Annotated in this window: 23 protein-coding genes; 17 read left to right on the top strand and 6 right to left on the bottom strand. The window is 36.1% G+C overall.

What is annotated here, in order from left to right; genetic code table 11:
* The first annotated feature begins 9 nt into the window (after positions 1-9).
* Both M3610_RS03115 and M3610_RS03110 read left to right on the top strand, forming a co-directional pair.
* Positions 10-1,107, top strand: a complete 1,098-nt coding sequence (locus tag M3610_RS03115) for an ABC transporter ATP-binding protein (RefSeq protein WP_251456456.1) — start codon at positions 10-12, stop codon at positions 1,105-1,107.
* Entirely contained in the window at positions 1,108-2,046 is a 939-nt protein-coding gene (locus M3610_RS03110) for an ABC transporter ATP-binding protein (RefSeq protein ID WP_251456455.1), read from the top strand.
* Positions 2,047-2,114: 68 nt separating this feature from the next.
* On the opposite strand, the gene M3610_RS03105 is transcribed toward M3610_RS03110, so the two are convergent.
* Complete coding sequence (locus M3610_RS03105; protein WP_026566142.1) at positions 2,115-2,300, bottom strand: hypothetical protein; 186 nt, start codon at positions 2,298-2,300, stop codon at positions 2,115-2,117.
* Positions 2,301-2,862: 562 nt separating this feature from the next.
* On the opposite strand from M3610_RS03105, the gene spxA reads away from it, so the two are divergent.
* The 5 genes from spxA (at position 2,863) to pepF (ending at position 9,090) form a co-directional block, all read left to right on the top strand.
* The gene (spxA, locus tag M3610_RS03100) at positions 2,863-3,258 is read left to right on the top strand and encodes a transcriptional regulator SpxA (protein ID WP_026566143.1); all 396 of its coding nucleotides are present in this window, start codon (positions 2,863-2,865) and stop codon (positions 3,256-3,258) included.
* Positions 3,259-3,562: 304 nt separating this feature from the next.
* Complete coding sequence (gene mecA / locus M3610_RS03095) at positions 3,563-4,234, top strand: adaptor protein MecA (protein ID WP_098572454.1); 672 nt, start codon at positions 3,563-3,565, stop codon at positions 4,232-4,234.
* A gap of 79 nt (positions 4,235-4,313) precedes the next feature.
* Positions 4,314-5,828 carry a cardiolipin synthase gene (gene cls, locus M3610_RS03090; RefSeq protein ID WP_098572725.1) on the top strand — a complete coding sequence of 505 codons (1,515 nt, stop codon included), beginning with the start codon at positions 4,314-4,316 and terminating at the stop codon, positions 5,826-5,828.
* 99 nt (positions 5,829-5,927) lie between these two features.
* Positions 5,928-7,124, top strand: coding sequence for a competence protein CoiA (locus tag M3610_RS03085; RefSeq protein WP_251456454.1), 1,197 nt, complete (start codon positions 5,928-5,930; stop codon positions 7,122-7,124).
* A gap of 142 nt (positions 7,125-7,266) precedes the next feature.
* Positions 7,267-9,090: an oligoendopeptidase F gene (pepF, locus tag M3610_RS03080; RefSeq protein ID WP_251456453.1), complete on the top strand. Its 1,824-nt coding sequence runs from the start codon at positions 7,267-7,269 to the stop codon at positions 9,088-9,090.
* Positions 9,091-9,702: 612 nt separating this feature from the next.
* Here the strand turns inward: pepF and M3610_RS03075 are convergent.
* The 3 genes from M3610_RS03075 to M3610_RS03065 all read right to left on the bottom strand — a co-directional run bounded on the left by M3610_RS03075 (position 9,703) and on the right by M3610_RS03065 (position 11,767).
* Entirely contained in the window at positions 9,703-10,590 is an 888-nt protein-coding gene (locus M3610_RS03075; protein ID WP_098572457.1) for a ClpXP adapter SpxH family protein, read from the bottom strand.
* Positions 10,559-10,969, bottom strand: a complete 411-nt coding sequence (locus tag M3610_RS03070; protein ID WP_098572458.1) for a globin domain-containing protein — start codon at positions 10,967-10,969, stop codon at positions 10,559-10,561. Before M3610_RS03070 ends, M3610_RS03075 begins: the two co-directional genes overlap by 32 nt.
* Positions 10,970-11,170: 201 nt before the next feature.
* A complete protein-coding gene (locus M3610_RS03065; protein ID WP_251456451.1) occupies positions 11,171-11,767 on the bottom strand; it encodes a CYTH domain-containing protein in 597 nt (198 codons plus the stop codon).
* Positions 11,768-11,887: 120 nt separating this feature from the next.
* Between M3610_RS03065 and M3610_RS03060 the strand changes: the two genes are divergently transcribed.
* From M3610_RS03060 to M3610_RS03045, 4 genes are read left to right on the top strand one after another with little or no spacing between them, the layout of a single operon-like run.
* On the top strand, positions 11,888-12,250 hold the full coding sequence (locus M3610_RS03060) for a UPF0738 family protein (protein WP_251456450.1): 363 nt from the start codon (positions 11,888-11,890) through the stop codon (positions 12,248-12,250).
* Positions 12,251-12,275: 25 nt separating this feature from the next.
* Positions 12,276-12,914 (top strand): GTP diphosphokinase, encoded by a 639-nt coding sequence (gene yjbM, locus M3610_RS03055; protein WP_098572461.1) that lies wholly within the window; start codon positions 12,276-12,278, stop codon positions 12,912-12,914.
* Between the two features lie 51 nt (positions 12,915-12,965).
* The gene (locus tag M3610_RS03050; RefSeq protein ID WP_098572462.1) at positions 12,966-13,760 is read left to right on the top strand and encodes an NAD kinase; all 795 of its coding nucleotides are present in this window, start codon (positions 12,966-12,968) and stop codon (positions 13,758-13,760) included.
* Positions 13,761-13,778: 18 nt separating this feature from the next.
* Positions 13,779-14,684 (top strand): RluA family pseudouridine synthase, encoded by a 906-nt coding sequence (locus M3610_RS03045; protein ID WP_251456447.1) that lies wholly within the window; start codon positions 13,779-13,781, stop codon positions 14,682-14,684.
* Between the two features lie 32 nt (positions 14,685-14,716).
* Here the strand turns inward: M3610_RS03045 and prpE are convergent, their stop codons facing one another.
* On the bottom strand, positions 14,717-15,454 hold the full coding sequence (gene prpE, locus M3610_RS03040; RefSeq protein WP_098572464.1) for a bis(5'-nucleosyl)-tetraphosphatase PrpE: 738 nt from the start codon (positions 15,452-15,454) through the stop codon (positions 14,717-14,719).
* A gap of 89 nt (positions 15,455-15,543) precedes the next feature.
* On the opposite strand from prpE, the gene M3610_RS03035 reads away from it, so the two are divergent.
* The 3 genes from M3610_RS03035 to M3610_RS03025 all read left to right on the top strand — a co-directional run bounded on the left by M3610_RS03035 (position 15,544) and on the right by M3610_RS03025 (position 18,905).
* Complete coding sequence (locus tag M3610_RS03035) at positions 15,544-17,400, top strand: monovalent cation:proton antiporter family protein (protein WP_251456445.1); 1,857 nt, start codon at positions 15,544-15,546, stop codon at positions 17,398-17,400.
* Between the two features lie 100 nt (positions 17,401-17,500).
* A complete protein-coding gene (gene fabI, locus M3610_RS03030) occupies positions 17,501-18,271 on the top strand; it encodes an enoyl-ACP reductase FabI (RefSeq protein WP_251456444.1) in 771 nt (256 codons plus the stop codon).
* 121 nt (positions 18,272-18,392) lie between these two features.
* A complete protein-coding gene (locus M3610_RS03025; RefSeq protein WP_251456442.1) occupies positions 18,393-18,905 on the top strand; it encodes a CotO family spore coat protein in 513 nt (170 codons plus the stop codon).
* A gap of 44 nt (positions 18,906-18,949) precedes the next feature.
* Here the strand turns inward: M3610_RS03025 and M3610_RS03020 are convergent, their stop codons facing one another.
* Complete coding sequence (locus M3610_RS03020) at positions 18,950-19,459, bottom strand: CotY/CotZ family spore coat protein (protein ID WP_098572468.1); 510 nt, start codon at positions 19,457-19,459, stop codon at positions 18,950-18,952.
* A 131-nt stretch (positions 19,460-19,590) separates the two neighbouring features.
* Here M3610_RS03020 and M3610_RS03015 point away from each other — a divergent pair, with 131 nt between their 5' ends.
* The 3 genes from M3610_RS03015 to M3610_RS03005 all read left to right on the top strand — a co-directional run bounded on the left by M3610_RS03015 (position 19,591) and on the right by M3610_RS03005 (position 20,788).
* Positions 19,591-19,947 carry a DUF1360 domain-containing protein gene (locus M3610_RS03015; protein ID WP_098572469.1) on the top strand — a complete coding sequence of 119 codons (357 nt, stop codon included), beginning with the start codon at positions 19,591-19,593 and terminating at the stop codon, positions 19,945-19,947.
* 82 nt (positions 19,948-20,029) lie between these two features.
* Entirely contained in the window at positions 20,030-20,173 is a 144-nt protein-coding gene (locus M3610_RS03010; RefSeq protein ID WP_180230021.1) for a hypothetical protein, read from the top strand.
* A 147-nt stretch (positions 20,174-20,320) separates the two neighbouring features.
* Positions 20,321-20,788: a sporulation protein gene (locus tag M3610_RS03005; RefSeq protein ID WP_098572470.1), complete on the top strand. Its 468-nt coding sequence runs from the start codon at positions 20,321-20,323 to the stop codon at positions 20,786-20,788.
* The last annotated feature ends 10 nt before the right edge of the window (positions 20,789-20,798 follow it).

The raw sequence follows: 20,798 nt of genomic DNA, 5'->3' as shown, positions 1-20,798 counted from the left end.
TGGATGTAAATGGAGAAAATTTTAGAAGTTAAAGACTTAAATATATCGTTTCATACTTTTTCAGGAGAAGTTAAAGCTATCCGTGGCGTAAGTTTTGATTTATATAATGGTGAAACCTTAGCTATTGTAGGTGAATCTGGTTCAGGTAAATCTGTAACCACGAAATCAATCATGCGTTTACTTCCTGAGCACAATTCAGAGATTAAAGGCGGACAGATTTTATTTGGTGGTAAGGATTTAACAAAATTAAAAGATAAAGACATGCAAAAAATCCGAGGAAAAGATATATCAATGATTTTTCAGGATCCGATGACATCTTTAAATCCAACTATGAAAATTGGCAACCAGATTATGGAACCACTTATTAAGCACCAAAACATGAGCAGACACGCAGCAAAGGAAAGAGCAATTGAATTATTAAAGCTAGTTGGTATTCCTAAGGCGGAGTTACGTGTGGATCAATATCCGCATCAGTTCTCTGGTGGTATGAGACAAAGGGTTGTTATCGCTATTGCTTTGGCATGTAATCCGAAAGTACTCATTGCGGATGAACCTACAACTGCACTTGACGTAACCATTCAAGCACAAATACTTGAATTAATGAAAGATTTGCAAAAGAAAATTGATACATCAATTATTTTTATTACACACGATCTCGGTGTGGTGGCAAATGTAGCTGACCGTGTTGCTGTTATGTACGGAGGAAAAATAGTTGAAATTGGGACTGCTGATGAGATTTTCTACAATCCAAAGCATCCGTATACATGGGGATTAATTAGTTCGATGCCTGATATGGATACCCAAGATGATGAACTATTCTCTATACCGGGAACACCACCAGATTTATTAGATCCACCTAAAGGGGATTCGTTTGCCCCACGTAATCCATTTGTAATGAAGATAGATTTAGAGCAAGAACCACCGTTCTTCAAAGTGTCGGATACGCATTATGCTGCAACATGGCTGCTGCATCCAGATGCACCAAAAGTCGAACCGCCAGCTGCTGTTCTAAGACGGCAAAATCAATTTTTTTCTGGTAATGCTGATTTAGTCAAAGTCGGAAATGCTGGTCAAGCTTCATTCCCTGAAAATAAGGAGGGGAAATAAATGGCTGTAAATGAAAAATTACTTGAGATCAAAAATCTCAAGCAATATTTTAATGAAGGTAAAACAAATGAAGTAAAAGCTGTTGATAATGTATCCTTTGATATTTATAAAGGTGAAGTAATGGGCCTTGTTGGTGAGTCAGGCTGTGGTAAATCCACAACAGGACGTACAATTATCCGTTTGTATGATGCTACTGGCGGAGAAGTTTTATACGATGGAGTAAATGTTCATGGAAAAAAATCAAAGAAACAATTAAAAGAATTCAACCGAAAAATGCAAATGATCTTTCAAGACCCTTATGCATCTTTAAATCCTAGATTAAAAATAGCAGATGTTATTGCCGAGGGAATTGATATTCATGGTTTAGCAAAGTCTAAGGAAGACAGGATGGAGCAAGTATATGAGCTCCTAGAAACTGTGGGCTTGAATAGAGAGCATGCAAACCGTTATCCACATGAGTTTAGTGGTGGTCAGCGTCAACGGATTGGAATTGCACGTGCCCTTGCTGTTCAACCTGAATTTATAATTGCTGATGAACCGATTTCCGCACTGGATGTTTCTATCCAAGCTCAGGTTGTAAACCTGATGAGAAAACTGCAAAAAGAGAAGAGCTTGACCTATCTGTTTATTGCTCATGATCTTTCAATGGTTAAATACATTAGTGATCGGATCGGTGTTATGTATTTTGGTAAAATGGTCGAGCTTGCATCTGCGGATGATCTCTATAAAAACCCACTTCATCCTTATACACAATCACTTTTATCAGCAATTCCATCACCAGATCCAATCAGTGAACGGACTCGTAAACGGAAATCGTATGACCCGGCAAGTCATAATTACGATCCTAATGAACCAGTGGAATTTAGAGAAGTTACACCTGGTCACTTTGTATTATGTTCTGAGAAAGAATTCAAACAATACCAAGCACAATCTAGATAATCATAAAAAAACGATCTCGCTTTTGAGATCGTTTTTTTTTATCTGTTAATGGCAATATTTAAGGGTTCTTATTTCCGATTTCCCCCAACTGTTTTCCATCCAGTCTGGTATTTGGCACTTTCATCAACAAATTCACTTCGATTTTTACCACCGAATACCTTTTCACCAAAACTGTTCGTAATAACACCCATTAAGGCTGTGATTCCTACAATTAATAAAGCAACAATCGTTAAATCCAATATGTATGAGCCCATGGTAATAACCCCTCCATTAATTAGATATTTGTGGTGCAAATTTAATATCCCCTACTTTATTGTAAAAGAACTTACCGTTGATTTAAAGAGGAAATTAAATTACATCGACAAGTTTTCAATAATCAAATGAATGCGTTTTCATTTCGATTTTATAATTGAGAATAAATTTATGGTTTAATTCTCTTGAAAGTAGGGTAACTCAATCTTATAAGTAATTTATTTCATGAAGCCCCTCGTTTTATCAATTATTGTAGGCGAACATTATAACAGATGAATAATTATGAGTGCAAAAATACAGATAAATTAATTAAAAAATATGAAACTTTTAGGTGAATTATTCGTCTAATATAGTATAATCGAAATTTTTGAATGTTTTGCTCTAACAATATTTTTTGGAAAAAGGGATACCCTTTTAAGAAACAGTGGTGTATAATCAATGATATAAATTACTTTTTTATAATTATTATTGAAATTGGTATTACCTGATTATAACCAAATCGTTTGATTCAATATAATGGATATTAAATAATAGTCTCAATTAAAAGAGGAGTGTGAAGATCGAATGGTAACACTATACACTTCACCAAGTTGTACATCATGTAGAAAAGCAAAATCGTGGTTAGAAGAACATGAAATTCCATACACAGAGAGAAATATTTTCTCAGAACCATTAACCATGGAAGAGATTAAAGAGATTCTTCGAATGACCGAAGATGGTACCGATGAAATTATTTCTACTAGATCAAAGACATTTCAAAAATTAGACGTTAACCTGGATGCCATGCCGTTACAAGATTTATTTGGGTTAATCAAAGAAAATCCAGGGCTATTACGACGCCCGATTATCATTGATGAAAAGCGATTACAGGTTGGGTATAACGAGGATGAAATCAGACGGTTCCTTCCAAGAAGAGTCAGAACGTTCCAGCTGCGCGAAGCACAGCGAATGGTTAATTAAATAAATAGGCCTTCATATAGGAGGTCTTTTTTTGTATTTAAAAATTATAGGTTATTATTTGTAGTTTCAGTGTGACTTTGCTACAATAAAAAGAATATCGTACTGCTAATTTTAGGCATTATCACGGTTTTTAGATTTTAGCCTTTTTTATTTCCCTTATTAGTACTTTTATCATAAAATAAAGTACACGAGTATTTACTTTTAGCCCTTTGATAATTCTTTTAGATATAAGTAAATGCTAAGGCAGTATCTGCTTGGGGGTATTTAGTCCCTTCAATCTGGCAAACGGAAGGGAGAGGTTTAGATGGAGATTGAACGCATTAATGAAAATACAGTAAAATTTTACATTTCATATGGTGATATAGAAGAACGAGGCTTTGACCGTGAGGAAATCTGGTACAATCGGGAACGAAGTGAAGAACTCTTTTGGGAAATGATGGATGAAGTTCATGATGAAGAAGAGTTTGTTATTGAAGGCCCTCTATGGATCCAAGTTCAAGCACTTGATAAAGGGTTAGAAATCCTGGTTACTAAAGCACAACTATCAAAGGATGGTCAAAAGTTTGAATTACCCATTCCAAATGACAAACTAAAAGATCTTCCGGTTGATGATCACATTGATGAGATTCTGGATCATCATTTCAATCCTAATCATACAGATGAGGAAGATATATTGCATGAGGAAGAGACCTTAGAATTCCTTATCGGTTTTAGAGATTTTGAGGATGTCATTAGTTTATCTAATCGGGCAGGTTTAGATGACTTAGTCACAAGGCTTTATCATTTTGAGGGGAAATATTATCTATTTACAGAATTTCCTGAAGACTTATTTGAAGAAGATGAAATTGATGATATATTAAGTATTTTGCTTGAATACGGTTTTGAGACACAACTTACGATACATCGAATTCAAGAGTATGGGAAAGAGATAATTTCTGATAATGTTTTTGTTGAATTACGAAAACATTTCCGCTAACTAATGAACCGATTTCAATTTTGAAATCGGTATTTTTAGCATTAATTATTTTGGAAATAAATTCTGGCAGGTGAGGACACTGAAAAACACGGTAAGGGTTATTCTATTTTTGTTGGTATTATCCATACTTTGGTTTTTCTTTAAGGATCGTTTAGCTAGTGGAATATTTGGAATCCTGAGTGTACTTGTTACACTGTCGGTCATATTCATAGGCTTTGTAATTTTCCTTGAAAACCGCCGCCATCCAACACAAACGATTACATGGTTAGTCGTATTAGGCAGCTTTCCGTTGGTTGGTTTTATTTTTTACCTCCTCTTTGGAAGAAACTATCGTAAGGAAAAGATGTTTAGAAAAAAATATTTCCTAGATAAGCAAGCTTTTTTGACTGTCGAAGGGGAAGAAGATCCGAGAAATGATGAAAAACTTAGTTTAATGGGTGAACATCAAGGGAAATTATTTAACTTGGCTCAAAAACTAGGGAATAGCCCAATCTCCTTTGACACTGCTACAAAAATATTAACAAACGGTGAGGAAACCTTTCAGCATATTATTGAGCAATTAAAAAAGGCTAGACATCATATCCATCTGGAATATTATATTGTTCGTCACGATCATATTGGGCAGGAAATTAAAAATCTACTGATTGAAAAAGCCCATCAAGGTGTAAAGGTACGTTTTTTATACGACGCAGTGGGTTCTTGGCAGCTTTCAAAATCTTATATTAGTGAACTCAAAAATGAGGGGATTGAAATGGTCACGTTTGGACCTGTAAAACTCCCGTTTTTAAATAATAAATTTAATTTCCGTAATCACCGTAAAATGATCATCATTGATGGAAATATCGGCTTTGTAGGCGGGCTAAATATTGGAGATGAATATCTGGGGAGAAATAAACAGATAGGGTTCTGGCGTGATACTCATTTAATGCTTCGAGGAGAGGCAGTAAGAACGCTGCAGTTAATTTTTTTACAAGACTGGTATTATATGACCAATCACAGTTTCTTAACGGCCGAATACCTATCACCTCAGATTGATCATGAAAGTCATGGCGGGGTACAGCTCATTGCTGGAGGACCGGATAATGAGTGGAGTGTGATTAAGAATATTTTTTTCTCCATGATTGCAAGTGCAGAGAAATCAGTTTGGATTGCCTCCCCTTATTTTATTCCTGATGAAGACATTTTTTCAGCCATAAAAGTAGCTGCACTTAGTGGCATTGATGTACGACTTCTTGTACCAAATAAACCGGATAAACGGATTGTCTTTCATGCATCAAGGTCTTACTTTCCAGAACTTTTGGACGCAGGGGTTAAAGTTTATGAATATGAGCGGGGGTTTATGCACAGTAAGATTGTCATTGTTGATTATGAATTGGCCTCGATTGGTACATCCAATATGGATATGAGGAGTTTCCATTTAAATTTCGAGGTAAATGCTTTCTTATTCCGTACAAATAGCACACAACAGCTGGTTGAGGAATATTTAAATGACCTTGAATTTTCCAAACAATTGGATAAAGAAACCTTTGATGGCAGACATCTTGGTTTTAAGGTACTGGAATCGACGGCGAGACTACTTTCTCCGTTACTCTAAACTATAAAAAACTCGTCAATTGTCGAGTTTTTTTTTATGCTTTAAAAGGTTTTTATCGAATTTTGACGAATTTAGATAGAGAAAGGAGGAGTGGAATAATTGTTAACGGCTCAAACAAAAATGGGTGAATGTATCTGTCTTGGCCTTGATTACAAAAAAGATTTTCTTTTAGAACTTCGCAGTAAGGAAGAATTTTTTTGCCCTGTTTGTGGGGAAAGCGTTTTGCTCAAATTAGGCGATCAGCGCATATTTCATTTTGCCCATAAGCAAGGCGGAGTTTGTCATGATTTTTATGAGAATGAATCCATTTATCACATGGAGGGCAAACGTCAACTGTATCAGTGGCTGGTGAAACAAAAGATCCCTTCAATATTAGAGTACTATGATAAAGAGATTCAGCAGAGACCTGACATAATGTTCAAGTTTAATGGAGAGAAATTTGCATTAGAGTATCAATGTTCAACGATTCCAGAAAGTACACTTATCAAAAGGACCAATTCATATCTTCAAAACGGATATCATCCCATATGGATTATATCTAGCAGCCAAATCCATACGAAAAGAAATAATATGGTTACTTTGTCCAACTTTCAATACCTATTTTTAAGAACATCTACTGCAGGAATGTTTTATATACCTTCCTATTGCCCTGAAAAACAGCAATTTCATTTTATTGGATCCATTTCCCCTTACTCGATAAAAAATGCCTTCGCTCATCATACTTTTTATCCAATCCGAAAAATGAACATGAATGAATTATTAGAACCAAAGAACAACAAACAAATAGATTTTTCTAGTTGGAACAAGCAAATAGAAAAATTTCTTCTTAATTGGACCTTACATCCTAGTAAACAGCATCATTCATTTCTTCATGAAATTTATAAAAGAAACCTTAATCTCTTCCTGCTGCCACCTGAAATTGGCCTTCCAATCCCTCATTCGTTAGTCATTCAAACTTCACCGATTATATGGCAAACCTACTTATTTATTGATTGTATTGACAACAAAAATATTGGTGATTTAATAACCCTGCAGGAAGTATCCTTCCATTTCAATAAAAGGATCCGTAGAAAAGAAATTGTCTTAAGAAATTTACCACAAGTTAAAACAGGGAAATCGTTATATGTGATACTTGATTACCTTTTATTGTTAGAGCAATTAGGTATTATTACGAAAATGGGAGCAAGCACATTTCAATTGAAACAGAAAATATTTATTCCTAGGACAAATCGCGAAAAAGAAGAAGCAAAGGTTTTATTTTTTCAAAAATATCAGCGTTTCCTATCGAATAGATAAATGAAAACTAACAGAAGGGCATACTATAAAAGGTGTAAATAGTTTCCTTTCTGGGAATTGCTAAAAGGAGATTGGAAAGATAAGGAGAATACTATGTAATGATACTTCCTATCACAGGTAAATATAGAATGGAGGATGAAGGATGGCAAATGAAACTGCAATAAAATCACTGCCTGCAAGAAGTGAGATCCCTGAACAAGATACATGGAAATTAGAAGATATTTTTTCGAATGATCAGGAATGGGAAAAGGAATTTCAAGAAGTAAAAAGTCAAATCCCAGGAATTAAAGAATTTGAAGGGAAATTAGGTGAAAGTGCAGAGACGCTATATAAGGCGCTTCAATTTCAAGATAAACTGTTAGAACGAATTGGAAAGCTGTATACATATTCGCATATGCGCTATGACCAGGATACAACAAACTCTTTTTATCAAGGCCTGGATGACAGAATGAAAAATATGTATTCACAAGCTGCCAGCCAACTAGCTTTTATTGTTCCTGAAATTCTTTCTTTAGATGAGAGCCAAGTAACTAGTTTTTTAAGTGAAAAACCAGAATTAAAGCTCTATGAGCATGCACTAGCTGAAATTAATCTGCAAAGACCACATGTCCTCACGGCAGAACAGGAAGCATTGCTGGCAGAAGCCAGCGAGGTAATGGATGCTTCTAGTAATACGTTCGGGATGTTGAATAATGCAGACCTTGAATTTCCATCTATTAAAGATGAAAATGGTACTGAGGTAGAAATTACTCATGGCCGCTATATTCGCTTTTTGGAAAGTGAAGACCCGCGGGTAAGACACGATGCCTTCAAAGCTGTATACAAGACCTATGGTGATTTTAAAAATACATTTTCAAGTACATTAAGCGGCAATGTGAAGAAGGATAATTTTAATGCACGAGTAAGAAAGTATGATTCAGCTAGACATGCTGCGCTTTCTGCTAACAATATCCCAGAAAGTGTGTACGATAACCTTGTAAATACGGTAACCGACAACCTTCATTTATTACATCGATATATAAAGCTTCGAAAAAAAGTACTCGGACTTGATGAACTTCATATGTATGATTTATTTACACCTCTTGTTAAAGATGTAAAAATGGAAATCAAATACGAAGAAGCGAAGGACTTAGTCATTAAAGGATTAGCCCCACTAGGTGAGGAATATTCAAAAATATTAACTGAGGGCTTTGAAAACCGCTGGGTTGATGTACATGAGAATAAAGGAAAACGGAGCGGCGCCTATTCATCAGGAGCATATGGGACACATCCATACATTCTAATGAACTGGCAGGATAATGTAAATAACTTATTTACGCTTGCCCATGAATTTGGCCATTCCGTGCACAGTTACTATACTCGAAAATCACAACCGTATCCTTACGGCAATTATTCAATTTTCGTTGCCGAGGTGGCTTCGACATGTAATGAAGCACTTTTAAACGACTATTTATTAAAAACAATTGATGATGAACAAAAACGTATATACCTACTCAACCATTACCTAGAAGGATTTAGAGGGACCGTGTTCCGTCAAACAATGTTTGCTGAGTTTGAACATATGATCCATCAAAAAGCACAAAATAATGAAGCATTAACTGCTGAGGCATTAACTGAAAGTTATTACGCATTAAATAAAAAATATTTTGGCGAAGAAGATATTGTGATTGATGAGGAAATCGGATTAGAATGGGCGAGAATTCCACATTTTTATTACAATTATTATGTTTATCAGTATGCAACTGGTTTTAGTGCAGCTACAGCCCTTAGCAAGCAAATTTTAGAAGAAGGCGAACCTGCGGTGAAAAGGTATATTGACTTCCTAAGTGCAGGAAGCTCAGATTATCCGATTGAGGTTTTGAAAAAAGCTGGAGTTGATATGACTAGTGCAGAGCCAATAAAAAATGCTTGTAAGGTTTTTGAAGAAAAATTGAATGAATTAGAGCAATTATTAACTCAAGCATAATGAAAGGGATGGTGCCAAACTGGCTGCCATCCCTTTTTAAAATCCTCTAAATTTTTTCCGATCGTTAAGATAATTAACGAAGATAAATATTGAAACAAATAATATGGGGATACTTAACAATAAAGGGAAAATCTTTAACAAAGCAAGGATTTGAAGAAAGAAGGCAATTAAAATAAAAACAATCATAAGCATTAAAGGGAATTTTCTCATATAAACAGGCTCCCCTCATAAAAGTGAGTTTTCATTACTCTTACTCCTATGTCTATTGTCTATTCCATGAATTTATGATAATTTGACAATTATGTGAAATAAAACACAAACTTATTGCCGTACTTAAGAATAGCGTGCTATATTATATACATGAAGTTGATCACAACAAACACAAACCCCTTTGTTTGACAGTGACAAATTTCTCCCATCCCCTTTGTTCGTATAATAGAAAAATGCCTTGCAGTAAAATCTGCAAGGCATTTTTGTTTATAGAAAAGGCTAGGTTAAAGTTTATTGTTTATTATTTGGCATCCTGTTGATTGGATCGGAAGGCGCGGAAATAAACAGGTTAGTTATACAGAGCTATTGAAACAAATAAAGCGCGCCGTTATACGGCATGCTTCATTGTTCGATATATCTCCAAAATGTACCATACTTGGCTGGAATTTGTTCCACCACTTGCTTTAAAAGAAGTTTTTTCATTTCCTTTTCAATTTGTGAAATCGACATATTATAAACAACAGCAATTTCTTTTGATGCTACAAATTTAAAAAATTTCAAAAACGTTTCTAAAGGCGGCGGAGGAGATTGGATTGGTTTTTCAGAAAGCATTTCTTCTAAGATTTGGACATATACCTCATATGGGTAGGAACCTGTAATCTTAATTCCCTCATCCTCCACATTTTCATTAAAAAATACTAGGGTAGGAATCTCTTGTACATCCATTTCTGAAGTAATTTTCAGATCACATTGGAAAGCTTTTGCTGCACTTTCAGAATGGATATCATACATGAATTCCTCTACATCCAAACCAAGGCTCCGAGCGCAATCTTTTAACACCTCAAGTTTAGAAACATTTAGTTTCTCTAAAAATAATCCCTCTTGGATTCTCCGCAAAAAACGGAGTCCAGCCCGTCGCCCTTGTAATTCTGCTGCTTTTAAAGCAATGGAAACAGTGTAGGGAGAATCGACAGGATTCTCTAACCATAGGCTTCCATCACATGACATTCCTGACCTGCTAGCAGTTTTCTCCCACACCTGAGCGATATTCTCAAAATTCTTTTTCTTACTTATATTTAAATCGGCTAATCGTCCACTTAAAATATGCTTAATTGAAAAATAACGTCCATATTCGATTTGCAACTTCTTTAAAATCGGCTCTAGTGCCCAACATTCAGGACATAAAGGATCAATAAACATGTAAATCTCAATCGGCTTTTTATCACTGCATTGCCGCTTTGCACTCGAAGATTTTGAACTATTCACTATCTTCACCTGTTGTCTCGCCATCGTTAGGCGTATTAATCATGTGTTGTGCCGTAAGATAAAGTCGTGAAAAAAATTCATCTCTTAAGGGACCCTCCAAGCCTATTTTGTCCATAGCTTGTGACATGCATGAAAGCCAGGCTTTGGCACGTTTAGGGGTAACTGGAAATGGCAAATGACGTGCACGCATCATCGGATGGCCATGTTCTTCAGTATACAATGAAGGACCGCCTAAATATTGAGTTAAGAATTGCTTTTGTTTCCGAGCAATTTCTGTAAATTGATTTGGGAATATTGGAGCTAGGTCAGGATGTTGTGCAACAAGGCCATAAAAAGTGTCCACAAGACGGTGTAATGTTTCTTCACCAATGGATTCAAATGGTGAAAGCTTTCTTTCAATCATGTTGCCAACTCCCTTAAATGTAGTATGTAGATTTATTTTATCAATGCATATTTCATATCTCAAATGAATTGCTTTGAAAATGGAAATTTGTCAATTAAACATATTTATAATGTATGTTAAATGAGCAATTCTTAATAGAAAAAGCAAGAATTAGGAAGTTGAAAATAACTCCAATTAAATTATTTCTACATTTAAATACAATTAAGATTCATTCCCATTTGATTGCAGGTATTTTCGATAATAGAAACGGCGAATTTTATTTTCTGTTAAACGAGTAGGGATCTTAAATTGTTCTAGAAGTTCAATAAAGAGTTTCTCTCCATTCTGATAGTTTTCAACCTCGTATTCCAATTCATAGTCTTCTGTATCTAGATAGATACTATGGTCCAATACCAATAATCCTTGCTGATACTCAAATTCAACTCGTTCTGTTATTAATGAACCAAAGTATTCAATTGTTGAATAAGGGACCTTACTTTCTTCTATAAGACGTTGAATGATTCCTGTTGGAAGTTTTCCCGTACGAATGGCCAATTGTGCATCATCTTCACTGATTGTCTGATTGGTCTCTAGAAGACCGACCGTTGCTGGCTGTTTTAAAGTCATTTCGTAGTTTAAACCTTTTTTACGAATCCTTAGTGCAGTCTCTTTACTCTTTAAAGAAAAATTTGGTGTATCAAAGTAATGGTTTTCCTGTTTGAAAATTTGATTTTTATCCACCTTGAAAAACCTAAGCAATCGTTCATATTCATTTTTAGTTAGGATATTTTTAAATTCAATTTCAATATTTTGCGTCATGTTTTCATCAACCTTTCTAAAGGGATCATCTTTATTAGCTCTTTTCTAACCTCAACATCATCCTTGGGAGAAATCGTGAATTATGCTAAAATAAGGTGGTGAATAATGGAGGTATAAACAATGAAGAAAAGAATTTTAATCGAAAAGTCATACATAATTGAAGAAAAACTAATGTTAGAAACAAATGAGAGCATCCTTGATTTGGTTCCTGGAGAGCAGATTCTTGTAGATTCTGACCAATTTTCTTTCATTTATTTAATGGAAGATAAAGATGATTATACATATATCGTTCTACATGAACAATTCTGGCCGCACTTAAAGATTGCAAATGAAAAACAATTACCTGTTTGGGTTACTTTCAAGGAAGAGAAAAAGGAACTAGAAAACTTCCAGGATGAATTTAATTATGTGCTAACTAATATTTCGGGTAATAGTAATTATGGGAAAGAAATGGTTACAAAAGTAGAGAGCGTATTTTCTTAACATAACTTGTCTTAGAGGTGAAATCATGAAGCATTGGGACCAATTTCTAGCCCCCTATAAACAGGCGGTTTCAGAGTTAAAAGTAAAATTAAAGGGGATGAGAGGTCAGTTCGAACTTGATGCTACGCATTCACCGATTGAATTCGTTACGGGAAGAGTTAAACCCATTGCAAGTATCCTTGATAAGGCAAATCAAAAAGGGATACCACTTGAAAGACTAGAAGAAGAAATGCAGGATATTGCGGGAATGCGCATTATGTGTCAATTTGTTGATGATATTCACACTGTAGTCGATTTATTGCAAAATCGGAATGATTTTGAAATCGTTGAAGTTAGAGATTATATTTCACATAAAAAGACAAGCGGTTATCGGTCGTATCATGTTGTTATTCGCTACCCTGTACAAACTATTCATGGTGAAAAGAATATCCTTGCGGAAATTCAGATACGAACGCTTGCAATGAATTTTTGGGCGACAATTGAACATACATTGAGCTATAAGTACAAAGGGCTATTTCCAAGTGACATTCAAATGCGGCTGCAGAGAGCAGCTGAAGCTGCATTTCGTTTAGATGAGGAAATGTCATTAATTCGTGGTGAAATTCAAGATGCCCAGGCCTTTTTTACAAGGAAGAAAGAATTGAAACAAGAAGAGAAGGATTGAGCAAATACGATCGTCGATTGAAAAGCCATTCGCATAAGGAGCCAATAATTTATGAAATTTGCGATTACATCAAAAGGAGATCAAAAATCAAATATATTAATGCACAAAATGAGGACGTATTTACTTGATTTCGATCTTATATACGATGAAGACCAACCTGATATAGTTGTTTCCATTGGTGGTGATGGCACGCTTCTTTATGCATTCCATCGCTATAGCAGCCGTTTAGATAAAACTGCTTTTGTTGGAATTCATACCGGACATCTAGGATTTTATGCGGATTGGATTCCGGATGAAATTGAGAAACTAGTGATTGCGATTGCGAAAACACCATATCAGGTTGTCGAATACCCCCTGTTAGAGGTCATAATTCGTTATTCTCATGCTGGGAAGGAATCAAGGTATCTTGCCTTAAATGAATCAACTGTAAAAAGTGTCGAGGGAACACTGGTTATGGACGTGGAGATTCGTGGACAGCATTTCGAAAGGTTTCGTGGTGATGGCTTATGTGTTTCGACCCCTTCAGGCAGTACGGCCTATAATAAGGCCCTTGGCGGGGCGATTATTCATCCATCAATAGCAGCCCTTCAAATTGCAGAGATGGCATCGATAAATAACAAGGTTTTTAGGACGATTGGCTCGCCGCTAATTCTTCCAGCTCACCATAATTGTATGCTTAAGCCAGTCAATCGATCAGATTTTCAGGTAACAATTGACCATCTGACAATGCTTCATAAAGATGTTAAATCAATTCAATTTAGAGTGCCAGAAGAAAAAATTCGCTTTGCTCGCTTCCGCCCATTTCCCTTTTGGAAAAGAGTTCATGATTCTTTTATTTCAGATTAAGAGGCGGGTGTCGTTGTAATGTCTCAGCAATTTCAAATGAAGTGGGTCATTGGTGAGAGCAATGAAGGAAAATTGGTTAGGGAATTTTTAAAAGAGAAAGAAATTTCTCGAACAGCTTTAACAGATATAAAGTTCAAAGGTGGTAATATCCTAGTAAATGGAAAAGAAGTAAACGTCCGATATCGTTTAGCATGGAGAGATAAATTAACGGTGATTTTTCCCAGTGAAAGTCCGAGCGAGGGGCTTTCTGGTGAAAATATTCCTTTACCGATTCTTTATGAAGATGAGTATTTGTTGGTAGTGAATAAACCAGCAGGAATGAACACGATTCCGTCGCGGGAACATCCTGCAGGCAGTTTGGCAAATGCGCTGATTGGCTATTATCAACGTTGTGGTCTACAAGCTACTACGCACATTGTCACACGGCTCGACAGGGATACTTCAGGAATTGTCCTGATTGCTAAACACCGTCATGTACATCATTTGTTTAGTTTAATGCAGCAGAGCGGTCAAGTTAAGCGGACATATGAGGCTTTCGCTGAGGGGGAAATGCAACAAGATAATGATACGATAGTGGCTCCTATTGGCCGTAAAGATGACAGTATCATTGAGAGGGAAGTTCGTAAGGATGGAAAATATGCTTGTACTCATTATCAGGTTCTTGCGAGATATAATGGGTTTACGCATTTGGAACTTACGCTTGACTCGGGGCGAACCCATCAAATTAGAGTTCATTTGTCTTTTTTGAAGCATCCCTTACTTGGAGACGATTTATATGGAGGAGATGTATCACAAATAAATCGTCAGGCACTACATTGTAAAAAAATATCCTTTATTCACCCATTTTTAAACGATGAAATGATATTTACTGCTCCATTACCTAAAGATATGTTGAACTTATTAGAGGCTGACCTGCTTGATTAAGAGGCAGCCTTTTTTGTGTATTAGAAATACTCCTAATCAAATTGTTTAAATTTTTCCTCCACATATGGCATAGTAGATGTAACTGACACCAATTCCATTTCGGGATATCTTAAGGCCGTAAGTTTTCCGCCAAAGACAGCGCCAGTATCAATATTGTACGTATTATTTATGTACCTTGGCTCTTTAACTGGCGTATGACCATAAATGATACATGGCTCACCATGATACTCCTTTGCCCAATCCCTTCGAATTGGAGAACCATCCGGGTGCTTTTTCCCTGTGATATCCCCGTAAAGAACAAAATCCTTAACTTTTCCATGGGATTGTCCGATAAATTCTTGTTTAATCCCTGCATGCGCGATAACAAGCTTCTTGTTGTCTAATACTAAATAGAGTGGAGCGTTTTCGTAGAGTTCAATAAATTTTTTTCGAATGGATTGCTGTTCTTTTTTATATAATGATTCATACTCAGCAACGGTTGTTTCTAGCCCATGTGCAATCTGAACTTTGTTGCCTAGGAAGAAACGATATAACTTATTACAATGATTCCCTGGTGTATAGTAAGCCTTTTTTTCTTTCATCACCAACTGCCAAACAATTTCGATTACATGTAGTGAAGCAGGTCCACGGTCTGTTAAATCACCTAAAAAACCAAGTACTCTGTTTTCGTGAAGGGGGATTCCATTTTCCCATTTATAGCCAAGCTTTAAGGTGAGTTCCTTAAATTCTGCTAAACATCCATGGATATCACCGATTACATCAATTTTCATTGGATCAACTCCTTGTCCACCATATTTTTAGTCGAAGCGTTGGATTTTATAAAAAGAATTCCTACCTAATGAATGAAGGGAGTCATAATATGGAGCAAAATGTTTCAGTTATTTCTTTATTAATTGTAGTAACAATGGCATTTATCACCCCGATTTTTTTACATCGATTTAAATTGAATTTTATCCCTGTAGTGGTCGCTGAAATAATTATGGGACTTGTCATAGGGAAGAGTGGTTTCGATGTAGTTCATAAAGATATTTGGCTTTCCACCTTATCAACACTTGGTTTTATTTTTCTTATGTTTTTAAGCGGTCTTGAAATCGATTTTAAAGCTTTTGCTGGAGGAAATAAGCGTAAGGTGCTTCCAAATGGGAAAAAGGAGCCCAATTCATTTGTTGTGGCGTCACTAATCTTTTCAGGGGTTTTTATCTTCTCTCTCGGTCTATCCATTGTCTTTGTCATGGCAGGTTTTATTGAAAATGCCTTTTTAATGACGCTAATCATTTCGACGATATCTTTGGGTGTAGTGGTTCCAACCTTGAAAGAGGCCCATTTGATGAAAACTGTAATCGGCCAAATTATTTTATTGGTTGCGGTCATTGCAGATTTAGTGACCATGATTTTACTCGCTGTGTTTGTTTCGTTAAATGAATCAGGACATGGGAATACGTGGCTGTTACTTATTTTGTTTGCGGCTGGTATCGTTCTTTATTTTCTTGGAAAAAGATTTAAAAATCGTACATTTATTGAATCTTTGTCAACGGGGACCGTCCAAATTGGAACCAGGGCAGTTTTTACACTAATTATTGTTTTAGTGGGGCTTTCTGAAACCGTGGGTGCTGAAAATATCTTAGGAGCCTTTCTAGCAGGAGTACTTGTATCCCTGTTAGCACCCAACCAAGAGCTTATACATAAGTTAGATTCTTTTGGGTATGGCTTCTTGATTCCTATCTTTTTTGTGATGGTAGGAGTAAATTTAGATGTTTGGTCGCTTTTTAGTGAAAAAAGGCTTTTGTTATTAATACCGCTTTTATTAGTAGGGTTGCTTTTTTCAAAACTCTTACCAGTTTACTTATTAAAAATTTGGTATGATTTGAAAACGGTCATTGCGTCTGGCTTTTTGCTTACTTCTACTCTTTCACTGGTCATTGCGGCTGCTACAATTGGAGAAAGACTAGAAGTCATATCAGCGGAGATGAGTGGAACACTAATTTTAGTGGCAGTAATCACCTCTATTTTTACACCCATTGTTTTTAAAAAGTTATTTCCTAAAGAAGTGGTTGCAAATAAAACAGTTAGTATAGCATTCTTAGGTGCCAATCAGACAACAATGCCTGTTTCACGAGAATTAAAGTCAGGACTGTATGATCCAATCCTTTATCATACCCGAATGGAGAAATCAGAAAAACAAATTGCCGATTCACTATTTGATATCGTTGAAATTCAAGATTATTCACTCGAAACGTTGGAGAATACAAAAGTCTTTCAATCAGAAGTTGTCGTATTATCAACTGGTGATGAGAAGGTGAATGCAGCATTGTCCGTTGTTGCGAAAGAAAGGGGAGTATCTAGGGTTATTGCGCGAATTGAAAGTCCAGATGTAGAGGAAAACTTACGAGGACATAATGTAGAGGTATTTTCTACATTTATGTCGACAAAAGTATTACTTCGGGCATTGATTGAATCTCCAACCCTAATCAATATACTTACCAATCAAGAGACAGGACTTTATGAAATTGTCATGCTGAATAGCCAATTTGATGGGATGTCAATAAGGAGGTTTCCGTTTACGGGCGATATTATTTTTGTCCGAATTTTTCGGGGAAAGGATTCCATCGTTCCGCATGGAGATACAGAACTAGAGATGAATGACCGTTTAATCGTTACAGGCTCGAAGGAATATGTTGATGAGTTGAAAAGAGAATTGGAATTCTGCGAAACCTGAATTTATTTTTGAAAAAGGGAAACTTTTCATTTATGACAAATTAGTGTAAAATTAGTACCAAGTACTAATATCATGTGTAATTGTAGGAGGACTTTTTTATATGAACCTTTCATTATCTGGAAAAACATACGTAGTAATGGGTGTAGCCAATAAACGCAGTATCGCGTGGGGAATTGCCCGCTCATTGCACAATGCAGGAGCAAGATTAATTTTTACATATGCAGGTGAAAGGTTAGAAAGCAGTGTCCGAGAACTGGCAGGTTCGTTAGAAGCCGAAGGGACAATTGTTTTACCATGTGATGTAACAAACGATGAAGAAGTTGCAAGATGCTTTGCTGAAATCAAAGAATCAGTTGGTTCCATTCATGGAGTAGCACACTGCATCGCATTTGCAAATAAAGAAGAACTTAGCGGGGAGTATTTAAGCACAACTAGAGAGGGCTTTTTGCTCGCTCACAATATCAGCTCATATTCCTTAACAGCTGTAGCGAAAGAAGCAAGAGGATTAATGACTGAGGGAGGAAGTATTGTCACATTGACATACTTAGGCGGAGAACGTGCCATCCAGAACTATAATGTTATGGGAGTAGCTAAAGCTTCTCTTGATGCTAGTGTTCGTTACTTAGCTGCAGACCTTGGTAAAGAAAACATTCGTGTTAATTCGATTTCTGCAGGTCCAATTCGTACCTTATCCGCAAAAGGAATAAGTGATTTTAATTCCATCTTAAAAGAAATTGAAGAAAGAGCTCCATTACGCCGAGCAACCACTCCAGAAGAAGTGGGAGACACTGCCGTGTTTCTTTTCAGTGATCTATCAAGAGGAATTACTGGAGAAAACATTCACGTTGATTCTGGATACCATATCCTATAATTTTGAAGGCCCGCAAATAATGCGGGCCTTTTTATGTAGAAATTTCTTAGTTTTCGTATGAACGCGATTAGGCATTCCGCATAAATATAATTGTAGGATTACGTAAATGGAGGTACTGAGCATGTCGACAAAAAAGAGCAATGGACCACTACTCTATATACATCAACCGTTTTCAAGAACTCCTGCCATGAACATGCAGGACATATTCACTGCAAAACAGGAACTACTAGTGGACATAGAGAAAGAAATGCCGTTAAATGAAGAAAATAATAATAAAGAAATTTCTCTCGCAAAAAAAGAGATAGGATCTAAAATAGAGAATCCATCTACAAAACCACACAAGAATTCACAGGGTACAGCATCTAAACCACCTCAAAAAAGGCAGCTTACATCTTTTAAGCGGGTTAAGCCTTTTAAAGAAATGAGTATAGAAGAACGCATAGAATATTTAAAGAACTATCCGAAGGTCCTCCCGCCTGCTCCATGTGTTTTTGTTACGGAGGAAAATAATTATCAAGGGTATCTGATCGATTACGATGGTCAAGATGTGACCATTCGCTTTCATGATAAAACAACTAAAACTGTGCCCGTACATGAACTTACAAATATCCTCTTGATTGGGATAGGGAAATAGTTGGAACATAAAAAAGCCAGCCGTTTTACCGACTGGCTACATTTTTAGTTACAAATTCCTAAGTTTACATCAGCAATACATTGCACTGCACAGAAGCAGCTTAAGTCAACTGTAATACAGTCGTTACTTGCGCGGAAACGTTCAACTTGACAAACTTTATCAAGGTTGATACAGCATTTATCTCCACCTGAAACCAAGTTAACTGGACAGAAAGTACCACCTTCGCGGCGTCCTGGTACTAACACACGAAGTGTAGCGCAACAATTATCAAATACATCTTCTACACGGAAGTAGATAGACACACATGCATTATTTTCGTTACTAAAGAATGCATGGAATGGAGAGCCATCTGCAGTACTTAATACAAATACGCGAGTATCGACAGGATCTCTCCTTACGGGAGACACCAATGACCCGAGGGGCTCAGCAAAACAACTGGAACACTCAGGGCATTCGTCTTCTTCAACTGCATTGTCCTGGATGTCCTTAATGGCACGAACGACTTCACAAACGCAATTCCCGTGACGAAAATCATGATTATTTCCACAACCCATTTATTTTTCCTCCTTATTCCGATATTTATCTTACAATACTAACATATTTCACAGAGCACTCTTGGGACACGGACAATCGCCTTATTTAAGCAAATTAGGCTAAGAAAAGCTCTTTGAAAGGATCCTCTAAAATGAAAATAACCTTATTAAACTTACTTCTACTATCGCTGGCGAGCTTTAGGCTGACAAGGTTACTTGTTTTTGATAAGATTACCGAGTTTATTCGGGTTCCGTTTTTCAATGAAATAAAAGAAAAAAATGAGTACGGAGAAATGGAAGTTTATTACGTACCGAAAGATAAGGGAGTTAAAAAATTTTTTGGAGAACTTATTAGCTGTTATTGGTGTACAGGAATATGGACTTCCATTGGAATTGTTTGTTTATCAATGTTATTCCCGGACTTTTCGTTTCCAATTATCTTAATTTTGGCGGTTGCGGGATGTGCATCCATAATGGAGTCGATTGTGCAGTTTTTTATCGAAAAATAGTGTTTTTCGCTGAGACAAGGATTATAGGTTGTTCATATTCTATAGCAGTGGACATAGTATTAAGAGCGAGGGAGAGAGTATCATGAGTCAAAAGAAAAGGAGAGCTCAATCAACTGAGTATTCACAATCAATTCAATCGTCACAATCAACTAACATGTATCAACCATCAAAATCAATAAAGCAAAAAGGAACAGGTTGTGGCTGCGGGAAAAAAACTTCAAAGTAAGTAAGAGGAACTGTCAGATTAGCTGGCAGTTTTTTATTTTTTCTTAAACAAAAGATAAAATAAAAGTTATTCCTCATAATTTTAATCATTGTCGAAAAAACTATATAGTAGCGGTAAATATAAAATGGAACAAGGGATGGGAATCATATGAGAGCTACTCATCGATGGGTTTTACTTGCTTGTTTAATGTTACTTTCCTCCTGTGACCAAAACCAACAGGTTACGGATAGCCAATTAACACTTATGAAAAAAACGAATCCTAGTCCAATCGTAACACAAAAGAATAAAAGTAAAGATCAGATTAAAGACATTGAGCAGGATGTCAGCTCGTTTCCAGAATTATATGATGTGGCTGTTGTGGAAGGAAAGAAAGATACACTAGTTGTTTATAAAGTTAAACATTTATATCGATTTAAAATGAAAAAAATTGAAAAAAATATCAACAAAATGCTGGAACGAAAATATCCAGATGAAAACTTTACAATCTCAAGTGACTATAAAATTTTTCTAGAAACAGTCAGACTTGATGAGAAAATGAAATCCTCAAAATATACAGGCAAGAAAGCTGAAAAACGTTTTAACGAAATCGTTAAGATGACAAAAGAATTGAAGTAAGAAAGGAAGA

The organism is Neobacillus sp. MER 74, from assembly GCF_023714155.1.
The sequence above is the reverse complement of the archived record's forward strand: the minus strand, read 5'-3'. Positions and strand labels throughout refer to the sequence as shown.